Origin of the sequence: Streptococcus sp. HMSC062B01 (assembly GCF_001811085.1) — a bacterium.
Lineage (GTDB): Bacteria > Bacillota > Bacilli > Lactobacillales > Streptococcaceae > Streptococcus > Streptococcus gordonii.
This window is the reverse complement of the sequence record NZ_KZ672807.1, coordinates 241,607-253,325: the sequence shown is the minus strand read 5'-3', so window position 1 is coordinate 253,325 and position 11,719 is coordinate 241,607. Positions and strand designations below refer to the sequence as shown.

Genomic DNA, 11,719 nt, shown 5'->3' with positions numbered 1-11,719 from the left:
AATCTAAACGGGGATTGAAATCCCTTAAGTGATAAGACAGATCTTTGAGCATTGCCTTACGTCCTTTGAATCTTTCATCTGCCATCAGACGCTCATATTGTTTTGATTCTTCTGGACTGAGCTGACTTCTATACTCTGCCATTGCACTTCTAAAGGCTACCAATTCATCCAGATACAGCTCTTTCATTCTTAAACGATGACCTATCTCGCTGACCTCTTCATAGGGTTGCCTGTCCAATTTCCGCTTTTGACTCTCTTGGCGACGAATCAAATCATGAATTCTGTTCCGAAACTTGGTCTTGAAGTAACGGTACAGTCGTGGTTGATCTTCTAGTAGGTTGGGGTGACTTTTTAACAATTCGTACAACACCAACATCCCTTCCTGCCTCCAATCTGCATACTCCCATAAGTGCAGATAATAATCTTTATAACAGCGCTTGACTATCCCTTCAACTTGTTTGTATACGTCCTCAAACTTCATTGACTAGTCCTTTCTTTTTGATTTTAGAGGATATCTCCTCACCTATTAATCTATCAAAGAACTAAGCTTTTGCGGACATTGGCGTGTGTTTGTAACTAATTTATTTTTATAATGAATTAAAAATTGCTTTTCACATACTTTTTGGTGTGTTTTTTAGTAAAAAAAACAAATCATCTTCAAGAATGATTTGTTTTTAGATATTAGAGCTCTTTTTTATAGTTCTCTACTTCGGTTTTGTTAGCCCAAACAAAGTGGCCAGGTTTAATTTCAACCATTTCAGGTTTTTCAACTGAATAGTCATGTTGATCCGGATCGTAGACTTTAAGTACTTTTTTACGTTCTAAGATTGGATCTGGAATTGGAACGGCTGATAATAACGATTTGGTATAAGGATGAATTGGGTTATTAAAGAGCTCTTCCGTTTCAGCTACTTCAACAATTACACCTTTATAGATTACTGCAATACGATCTGAAATGAAACGTACCACTGACAAATCGTGAGCGATAAATAGATAGGTCAACCCCAGTTCTTTTTGGAATTTCTTTAGAAGATTTAGCACTTGAGCACGAACGGATACATCCAAAGCAGAAATTGGTTCATCAGCAATAACGAAATCTGGTTGCATGACTAAAGCCCGCGCTATCCCAATACGTTGGCGTTGCCCTCCTGAGAATTCATGCGGATAACGCGTCAAATGTTCAGAAAGCAATCCAACTTCATGAATAATATTCTTAACCTTTTGTATTCTTTCTTCTTCATTTTCAAACAAATGATAGTTGTACAAGCCCTCAGAAATGATATAGTCAACTGTTGCACGCTCGTTTAAGCTCGCAGCAGGATCCTGGAATATCATTTGAATCTTACGAATAATTTCCGAAGATTCTTTTCTAGACTTCTTCCCATTAATCTGCTTACCATCAAAGAAGATTTCACCTTTACTCGTCTCATTCAAACCAATGATTGCACGACCAATTGTAGTTTTCCCTGAACCGGATTCACCTACGAGCGAGAAAGTTTCACCTCTATTAATAAAGAAATTTGCATTTTTAACAGCGACAAATTTCTTCTTCCCTTCACCAAAGGAAATCTCCAAATCTTTAACTTCTACTAATTTTTCAGACATTTCCTTCCTCCTAGCCTTCTAAATGAGCAAAGCCCATATTCAAGCGAATTTTATCATGTAAATTTTCAATAATTTCAGGCTTGTGAACCTTTGGTGCATCTTCATGAAGCAACCAAGTTTTAGCCCAGTGAGTTTCTGTGACTTGGAATTGTGGTGCTTTTTCTTCGAAATCAATTTGCATAGCGTAATCCGAACGAAGAGCAAAGGCATCACCTTTCAACTCGGTATAAAGAGACGGAGGAGTTCCTGGGATAGAGAAGAGTTCACCATGATCATTGGCCAACTGTGGCAAGCTAGATAACAAGCTCCATGTATAAGGATGGCGTGGATCGTAAAAAATTTCTTCAACCGTTCCGTATTCAACAATCTCACCAGCATACATAACCGCTACTTTATCGGCAATGCTAGCAACAACACCCAAGTCATGAGTGATAAATATAGTTGTAAAGCGGTATTCGTTCTGCAATGATTTTAAAAGTTCGATAATTTGTGCTTGTATTGTCACATCTAAAGCCGTAGTTGGCTCATCACAAATTAGAATATCTGGACGACAAGCAAGAGCAATAGCGATAACAATCCGTTGACGCATTCCTCCAGAATATTGGAAAGGATACTCTTCAAACCGACGTTCTGCATCAGGTATTCCAACTTTTTTCATATAGTCGATTGCCATTTCTTTGGCTTCTTTTGCATCTTTGCCTTGGTGTTTGATAATAACTTCAGTAATTTGGCTTCCTATTGTATTGATTGGATCCAAACTAGTCATGGGATCTTGGAAAATCGTAGCGATCTTAGCACCACGAATTTTTTCCCAATCTTTATTTGATTTTAAAGTTGTCAAATCTTGACCACGGTAGTTAATAACACCTTGCGCAACGCGCCCATTATCTTCCAACATCCCAGTGAATGTTTTAGTCAACACAGACTTACCTGATCCTGATTCTCCTACCAAAGCTAATACTTCTCCTTCAACCAAATCAAGGGATACACCTCGGATGGCTGTCAGGACTTTATCACGAACGTCAAATTCCACGACAATATCGCGAGCAGTCAATATTACATTTTTATTTTGTATCATATTTACTCCTATCTATGTGTACGTGGATCACTAGCATCCGCTAAATTTTGTCCGACGATGAAAAGGGACAAGGATACCAATATCAAGGTTGTCAATGGAATCCAGAAAAGGTAAGCATTAGTTGTAACGTTTTGTGAATAGTCAGAAATCAAACGCCCTAAACTTGGCACAGTGACTGGAAGCCCCAAACCAAAGAAAGAAAGGAAGGCTTCATAAGAGATAAAGCTTGGAAGCATTTGAGAGCTAGTCGTCATGATAACAGATACCAATTGTGGCATAATGTTTCGAGCAACAATTTTAAAAGTAGACGTTCCCAAAGTACGGCTGGCAAGGTTGTACTCTAAATCACGATACCGCATGATTTGTACACGAATTAAGTAAGCAATCGAAATCCATGAAGTAATTGTCATGGCAAAGATTAGATTCCAGAATCCAGCTCCGATCGAATAAGTCAAGACAATAACAATCAATAATTGCGGAATATTTGAGATAACGTTATAGACTTCCATCATAACGCGGTCAACAGATTTAGAAATCCCCCAAATACCACCAACAACAATCCCAATGATCAAGTTAATGGCTGTCGCAATAACGGAAATCAAGATAGAATTCCGAGCACCAAACCACACTCCATCAAAGAGAGATTTACCATTGCTATCTGTACCAAACCAATATTTTCCATTTGGCGCAATATAACGAGCACTAAAATCATTAACTTTACTTACATCGTTATAATCAAAATCAGACAACATTGGGTAAATAAAACTCATTAAAATAATGGTTAGCAAAATCGCCAACATAATAATGGTAGATTTCTTTTTTAGAAATTGACGAATAACAGATCTCCAGTATGAATAGGCTGGAGCATCAATTGCTTCAGAGGCAAAATCATCGCGTTTGACAAATTGGAATTTATTTTTATCAATAGAAGCCATTATTTACCTCCTTTTGTTGTTAATTTAATACGTGGGTCAAGCATAGTCATCAAAATATCACCTAAGAGTAAGGCAAAGACTGATAAACCAGTGAAAATGAAGACCAATCCGACTACCATAGAGTTATTTGAAGCTTTAACTGAGTCAATCAACATTTTACCCATACCAGGGAAAGCGAAGACAGTTTCTGTCAAGGTTGCTCCTTGAATAACCCCGATAACGGCTCCTGGAATTCCTGATACCAATGGAACCATGGCATTTTTGAAAATGTGTTTATTTGAAATTTCTTTTTCAGATAATCCTTTAGCCCGGGCAAAACGTACAAAGTCTTGGGATTGTAAATCGATCATATAACGACGAATCCAGATAGCTGTGCTTGGTGCACCCAAAAGTCCCAGAATAACTGCTGGAAGAACGTACGAACGCCAATCTCCCGCACCAAGAACTGGGAAAGAATCTGGAAGACCAACAGATGAACCACCCAAGCGAATAATATAAACTAAGGCAATTGTTGGCAGGGCCAAAAGGAAGGTCAAGAGACCCGTTAATGAACTATCAATCCAAGTGTTTTTAAAGCGAGCCATGTAAGACCCTAATGGGACAGCAATTAAATAAGAGATTGCAATACCAATCAAACCAATAATCGCTGAGCTAACAAGCATGGATGGATATTGATAGTTGCTCTCTGTAGCTGTATATGGATCGTCTTTTCCATAGTTTGCAATATCTCGCGAATCAGCTTTACTTGGTGACTTGTAAGTACGTGAATAGATATTAACTGATGAGGTTTTCTTTCCTGTAGGGAATTGAACCTCAGATGACTTGGTTTGTCCTTGCCCTTGTGAAATAACCTGTAATACAGGAATATTTGCATAAGTTGGGTAAGAATTTCCTAAGTTCAAGGTCACAAAATTTTGATGAACAAACGGGAATTGAGCATTAAAGTATAGTAAATATTTATGCTTCGTCCCTGATCCAACTACAGACCAACCAATAGCAGGGTCGTTTTCAATACGAATATAACGTTTAAGTTTTGGATTCGTTTCATCTTTGACAAAACCAGTATGGTCAAATTGAATCAAATTCCCATAGAAGCCAAGAACACGTTCAAGAACTGGCACCTCACGAACAGCATAAAACTGCTTGCTTTCTTCAAATTGGTGAAGCTTCCAGCCATTACCTAATTTTTTGATATAAGCTTCGTAGATTTTTTTGTTTGCATCAGTTCCTTCAACAGTTACAGAGCTATCTTCCTTGCTAGCTTTCTCCTGTAACTCTTTCGTATCATAATAATCCACATAGCCCATACGTTCATAGATTGTGTTTTCGTAATTGGCTTTTTTATCTTTTGTGGTTGCTATCTTGTTATAGTTAGGATCCTGTTTAAAAATCAATTTTCTTGGCACCATTGTATAAATAATGGTATAGGTCAAAGCCGTTACTAAGAAAATCGACACCAGGGAGCGTAAGATACGCATAAATATATATTTCTTCATTTATCGTTTCCTTTAAAATCCCAAAAGAACTTTCTCTCCTTTTAGAGAAAGTTCTAATGATTGGTTATTTCACGTGTTTTTCTAACTCTTCTTGTGCTTTTTTATTAGATTCTGCACGTTCTTTATTCCATTTTTCTTGAGCTTTCTGATATTCTTTGGCTGTGACAGCTTTATCTTGTAATTTTAGATATTTGTAGCTTGCCATGTCACGACCTTTAGCACCAGACCAAGCAAAAGGAGCTGTAAATGGTACAATCTTAGTTAAAACTGGACGTCCAGTCCTACTTGTTGTTGGTATCAACAAGGCGCTATCTGTTAGCCATGCTTGAGCGGCTGCATATTTTTCATAGCGTTTATTTACATCTGTCTTTTCAGCGGCAGCTTCATCAACTAGCTTAGCATACTCCTTCAAACCAACTTGGTCTGCAGCTGCATTTTCTTTACCATCAAACCCTAAGAATGTTTTGGTGTTTTCACCGCCAGGCTTGATAATTTCAAGATAAGTTGATGGATCTTGATAGTCAGGAGACCAACCAACATTATCAGAAATATCCCAGTCTTCTTCAGCAGCTGAAGCAGCATAATATGTGATGTTCAAAACATCATCAGTCTTCATTTGATGAATGTCAACAACCACATTATCTGTCCCAAGCGAGCTCTCAATTGATTGTTTCAAAGATTGAACGCGCTGAACTTTAGCACTAGCAGTTTGGTCTACTGGCATATCCAAATGAATAGGGAATTCTACACCTTCTTCTTGGAGAGCTTTTTTAGCTTTCGCAAATCCAGCTTTAGCTTTTTCTTTATTGTAAAGGCCATCTTGAGCGTCGTCGAAGTTTACATCTTTCCACTCATCTCCATAGCTAGCCACTTTTTCTTTCACAAGTTCGCCGAAGCTCTTACCATCTGCCTGAACAAAAGTAGGTGGAATGTAGAGATTGCGGAGCATTTTCGTAGCCCCTTCTTTACCATTAACTTGTGAAGCATAAGCCGTTCTGTCGAATGCAAAACTCAAAGCTTGACGGAAATCTTTATTCATCAAAGCTTTCTTTGTTGATGATTTTTGTGCATCACTTGACTTAGCTGTGTGATTGTACGCTTGACGATCAATGTTCACCCCAACTAAATAGCTTGAAGAATCTTGAGGAGTATAAACGATATTATCTTTGAATTCTTTTTCTACTTTAGAGAAGGTAGCACTTGTAGGAGTGAGTCTAGCCGCACTTAGAGCACCTTTAGCAAATTGCTCAGCTGGTTTACCTTGATCTTGCCCGTCAAAGTATGTTAATTTAACATCGCTCACATGGACATTATCTTTATCCCAATAATTTGGATTTTTAGCAAATTCAATAGATGATTTAGATGTGATAGATTTAAGTAGGAATGGCCCGTTGTATAGAAGACTAGTTGGGTCAGCAGCTTGAGCAAACTTGTCACCTTTAGACTTCAAGAACTCTTCATTGACTGGATAAAGGATACCCATTGTTGTTTTAGAGTTCCAGAAACTTTCTGGCTCATTTAAAGTATATTGAACTGTGTGGTCATCAACTGCTTTAACGCCAACTGATGAGAAATCCTTTGTTTTACCATTAACGTAGTCATCCAAGCCCTTGATAGAACTTTGAACAAGGTAAAGAGTTTCAGACTTGTTGTCAGCAGCGTATTTTAGACCTGCCACAAAGTCTTGTGCCTTGACATCAGCATATTCTTCACCATCAGAAGTATACCATTTAGCATCCTTACGAAGTGTATAAGTATAAGTCAAGCCATCCTTAGACACTGTCCAATCTTCAGCCATCGATGGAACCAAGTTTCCATAGTTGTCATTTTCCAAAAGACCATCGATCAAGTTAGCTGTAAGGTCAGTTGTTGCTGCTTTACTAGAGATCAAATAATTCAAGTTTTCTGGGTCAACTTCGTAGATATAGTTAAAAACTTGATCTGCGCCAGAGCTTGATGAGTTTGATGAGTTTGATGTAGAATTTGAGCACGCTGCAAGAACACCAGTAGCTAAGAGAGCAACTCCCGCAAGTGCAAGGATTTTACCTTTCTTCATCTATATTCTCCATTTCAATTTCAAATTTAGTTTTGTCTAAGATTATATCACATAATAATTTAAATGTAAACCAGAATTGTCAGAATATTTTGTGATATTGACTCACATAGCCAACAAATACATAGCTCCTATAGGATATTCAACATGTGAAATATTGGCGATTTCAAAAATAACGGCTCTTACTATCCTCTTTTCGTTCTTAAAAAACAACTATCCTTCTTCTTTCTTAATTACTAAAACACCCCTATCTCTCATTGAGATAGGGGAGAATTACGGATTATTTTATATGCTTCTCAAGTTCTTCTTGAGCTTTTTTGTTAGATTCTTCTTTTTCTTTAATCCATTTCTTCTCAGCTTCTTGATACTCTTTCTTCGTTACTGGTTTATCTTGAAGCTTGATGTATTTGTAGAGGAAGGCACCATCTGATTTGTTACCTGTCCAACCAAAAGCAGCAGTGAATGGCACAACCCTAGTTACACCAGCTCCTCCACCATTTGAAGTACTTGGAAGTAAGATTGAACTATCTGTCAACCAAGCTTGAGCTGCTGCGTATTTTTCATAACGTTTATTTACGTCTGATTTCTCAGCTGCAGCTTCATCGAGAAGTTTTCCAAACTCATCCATACCAATTTGTTTAGCAGCTGCATTGCCTTTTCCTGCTTCAAAGCCAAGGAAACTCTTTGTATTGTCTCCTGTTTCAGGATGTAAAATTTCCAAATATGATGATGGATCTTGGAAGTCAGGAGTCCAGCCAAGTTGGTCTGTGATATCCCAATCCAAAGCAGCTGCATTTGGAGCGTAGTAGGTGATATTATTAACATCTTCTTGGGATAGCATTTGAATATCAACCACAACATTGTCTGTTCCTAAACTCTTTTCAATAGACTGTTTCAAAGATTGAGCCCGTTTTACAATAAGAGTATTGGTTTGGATTGTTGGTATATCCAGATGGATTGGGAATTCCACGCCTTCTGCTTGAAGGGCTTCTTTTGCTTTGGCGAATTCCGCTTTGGCTTTCTCTGGATTGTAGAGACCGTTAGTCGCATCTGAGAAATCAACGTCTTTCCACTCATCGCCGTATTTGACAACATCTTCTTTTACAACATCTCCGAAATTCTTATCACCAACTTGGACAAATGTTGGTGGAACATAGAGATTACGAACGGATTTAAGGGCTCCTTCTTCACCGTTCACTTGGTCAGAATAGGCCTTACGGTCATAAGCAAAGTTCAAAGCCTGACGGAAGTCTTTGTTTAAGATAGCTTTTTTGGTAGATGTTTTTTGTGCATCTGTCGTTTTAGAAGTATGATTATAACTTTGGCGATCAATGTTTGTGAAAACAGTGAAAGTAGATGAACCTTGAGGACTAAAGATAATATTGTCTTTATATTCTTTCTCTACAGATGCATAGTTTGAACTACGAGGATAAACACGTGCCTTACTATAAGAGCCGTCTTTAAAGCCACGAATTAAGGATTCTTGGTCTTGCCCATCATAGAAAGCTAATTTAACATTGTCGACATGGACATTATCCTTATCCCAATAGTTCTGATTTTTCGCAAACTCGATAGAGGACTTCGAAGTTATACTTTTCAACAAGAATGGACCATTATAAAGGATACTTGTCGGATCAGTGGCTTGACCGAATTTGTCTCCTTTAGATTTCAAGAACTCTTCATTAACAGGGAATAGGACACCCATTGTTAATTTAGAATTCCAGAAGCTTTCTGGGTGTTCCAAAGTGAACTGCAAGGTATGATCATCGACAGCTTTAATCCCTACTGTTGAGAAGTCCTTTGTTTCGCCTTTGATATAGGCATCCAATCCTTTGATGGAATTTTCCACCATATAAAGAGCTTCTGACTTTTTATCTACAGCATGTTTCAAACCTGTCACAAAATCCTTAGCAGTTACATCTGCATATTCTTCGCCATCGGATGTATACCATTTAACTCCCTTACGCAATTTGTAAGTGTAAGTCAAGCCGTCCTTAGATACACTCCAGTTTTCTGCAAGAGATGGAACAAGATTACCATATTGGTCATTTTCAAGCAAACCATCAATGACATTAGATGTGATTTCGTGGGTAGAGGTCTTACTTGACAAGGTATAGTCCAAAGTTTCTGGGTCTGTTTGATAAACATAAGTAAAATTAGTATTTGTGTTTGATGATCCAGACTTAGAACTAGAGCAGGCAGCTAAGACACCAACAGCAAGTAAAGTAACACCAGCCATGGCTAAAACATTGCGTTTCTTCATAACATTCTCCTATTTAGGTTAGATTTATCTTAGATTATAACACTTCTCAAATAGAAATGAAAACCTTTTTATCAAAAAAAATCTATATTGTTATAATTATTTTTTATAGCTGGTTATAGCATATTGGGACGTGCCTGTGAAATCATCCAAAAGAGGCGATCAAACCAGGCAAAGACACTACTTAAAGCTTGATAATCTCATCCTCATAAAAAAACGAGAAAGCTATTTAGCCTCCTCGTTAGGGTTGTTTTTATTTTACATGTTTTTCTAACTCTTTTTGAGCTTTTTCATTAGATGATTCTTTTTCTTTCATCCAGGTTTTAAATGCCTTCTCATAATCCTTAGTTGTCAAAACATCCTCTTGAAGCTGCATGTATTTATAATTTGTAGCAGTCCCCTTGCTTCCAATCCAAGAGTAAGCTCTAGTAAATGGAACTGATTTTTGAACTAGCGGATTGGCACCGTTTGAGATGCTTGGAAGGGTCAATCCACTATCTGTCAACCAAGCTTGAGAATTTGCATATTTTTCATAACGCACGCTCGTATCAGACGTTTCCTTATTTGCATCGTCATTCAGAGCTTTATAATCATTTAATCCTAGAGCTGACACAACATCTTGATTTTGACCCGGTTCAATTCCAATCGCTTGTAGCAATCCACCATTTGTAGGATCAAAAACATCTAAATACGTAGAAGGATCTTGATAATCAGGAGTCCAACCACTGGTTGAAAGATCATAATCTTTTTGAGCAGCCGAGTTGGCGAAATAACCCGTATTATTAAAGTCATCTTCGGACATTTGCTGGAGATCAACTACTACATTATCTTTTCCTAGAGCTGACTCAACAGACTGCTTAAAGGAACTAGCTTGTTGAATTCCAGCCTTATCAGACTGACTCACTGGCAAATCTAGATGAATTGGGAAATTCACACCTTGAGCCTGCAGTGCTTCTTTAGCTTTTGCAAACTCTGTTTTAGCTTTTTCAGCATTATATAGACCGTCTTGGGCATCCTCTAACTTGACATCAGACCACTCTTGACCGTAGCTCGCTAGTTTTTCTTTCACGACATCTCCAAAATTCCGATCCCTAATCTGCACAAATGTCGGTGGTACTGCAAGATTGCGCAAGACCATTGATGCTCCGTCTTCGCCATTCGTTTGAGCTGCATAAGCTTTTCGGTCAAAAGCAAAACCGATTGCCTGACGGAAATCTTTGTTTAAAATAGCAGCCTTGGTATCTGATTTTTGCTTGTCATCTTTCTTAGAAGTATGGTTATAAGACTGACGATTTACATTAAAGACATAGAAAAATGAAGTTCCACCTTGTTGAGAATAAGTAATATTATCCGTATATTTCTTTTTAACAGAGGCATAGTTTGAACTATTTGGGAATACACGAGCCAGGGTATAAGCACCATCGCTAAAATTACGAACTAAGGATTCTTGATCGGATCCATCATAATAAGATAGTTTTACATCTTCAATGGGAACATTTTCTTTATCCCAATAATTTTCGTTTTTCTTATATTCAATAGAAGATTTTGCCGTTAAAGACTTCAAAATATAAGGACCATTGTACAAAATACTAGACGGTTTAGCTGAGCCAAAACTACTTCCTTGGGAAGCTAAGAAATCAGCATTTATTGGGAATAAAATACCACTAGTCGTCTTCGAATTCCAGTAACTTTCTGGTTTATTCAAAGTATACTGCACTGTATAATCATCCAGCGCTTTTACACCTACAGTTGAAAAGTCTTTAGTTTCTCCTTTGATATAAGCATCCAATCCTTTGATAGAATTTTGGACAAGATAAAGAGCTTCAGATTTGCCATCAGCTGCGTGCTTCAATCCTGTCACAAAATCTTGAGCTTTTACCTCAGCATACTCTTCGCCATCTGAGGTATACCACTTAGCATCTTTTCGAAGCTTGTAAGTATAGGTCAAACCATCCTTAGATACGGTCCAATCTTCAGCAAGAGACGGAATCAAATTCCCATACTTATCATTTTCAAGCAAACCATCAATCAGATTTCCAGTCACATCTGAAGTGGTAGCACGATTAGCAACTACATAGTCCAAAGAATCTGGATCATTACTATATACATAAGAATACACCTTTGTATTAGATGCTGTTGAACTACAAGCAGCTAAAATCACAGAAGATAAAACTGCAAGTCCAACTCCAACAAATCTTTTTTTCTTATTCATGAAATACTCCTTTCAAAATAAGAGATATTCAAATCATCCATGAGAGGTTTTCTCTGAAATATCACTCTAGTTTTTTACCA

The 11,719-nt window shown here is 37.6% G+C and carries 8 protein-coding genes; all 8 read right to left on the bottom strand.

The features are described 5' to 3' along the window. The coding region (locus tag HMPREF2780_RS11575; protein ID WP_061598896.1) for a sigma-70 RNA polymerase sigma factor region 4 domain-containing protein at window positions 1-481 on the bottom strand (481 nt) is incomplete at its 3' end. Between the two features lie 200 nt (window positions 482-681). Beyond that, complete coding sequence (locus HMPREF2780_RS11570; protein ID WP_012130756.1) at window positions 682-1,605, bottom strand: ATP-binding cassette domain-containing protein; 924 nt, start codon at window positions 1,603-1,605, stop codon at window positions 682-684. A gap of 10 nt (window positions 1,606-1,615) precedes the next feature. Beyond that, on the bottom strand, window positions 1,616-2,683 hold the full coding sequence (locus HMPREF2780_RS11565; protein ID WP_008809622.1) for an ABC transporter ATP-binding protein: 1,068 nt from the start codon (window positions 2,681-2,683) through the stop codon (window positions 1,616-1,618). 8 nt (window positions 2,684-2,691) lie between these two features. Continuing rightward, window positions 2,692-3,618: an oligopeptide ABC transporter permease OppC gene (gene oppC, locus HMPREF2780_RS11560; protein ID WP_008809623.1), complete on the bottom strand. Its 927-nt coding sequence runs from the start codon at window positions 3,616-3,618 to the stop codon at window positions 2,692-2,694. Next, entirely contained in the window at window positions 3,618-5,114 is a 1,497-nt protein-coding gene (locus HMPREF2780_RS11555; protein WP_008809624.1) for an ABC transporter permease, read from the bottom strand. Before HMPREF2780_RS11555 ends, oppC begins: the two co-directional genes overlap by 1 nt. A gap of 64 nt (window positions 5,115-5,178) precedes the next feature. Further along, window positions 5,179-7,170 carry a peptide ABC transporter substrate-binding protein gene (locus tag HMPREF2780_RS11550; protein ID WP_105026638.1) on the bottom strand — a complete coding sequence of 664 codons (1,992 nt, stop codon included), beginning with the start codon at window positions 7,168-7,170 and terminating at the stop codon, window positions 5,179-5,181. A 277-nt stretch (window positions 7,171-7,447) separates the two neighbouring features. Continuing rightward, window positions 7,448-9,430, bottom strand: a complete 1,983-nt coding sequence (locus HMPREF2780_RS11545; protein ID WP_061596799.1) for a peptide ABC transporter substrate-binding protein — start codon at window positions 9,428-9,430, stop codon at window positions 7,448-7,450. 250 nt (window positions 9,431-9,680) lie between these two features. After that, window positions 9,681-11,639 (bottom strand): peptide ABC transporter substrate-binding protein, encoded by a 1,959-nt coding sequence (locus HMPREF2780_RS11540; RefSeq protein ID WP_061596798.1) that lies wholly within the window; start codon window positions 11,637-11,639, stop codon window positions 9,681-9,683. Window positions 11,640-11,719 lie beyond the last annotated feature (80 nt).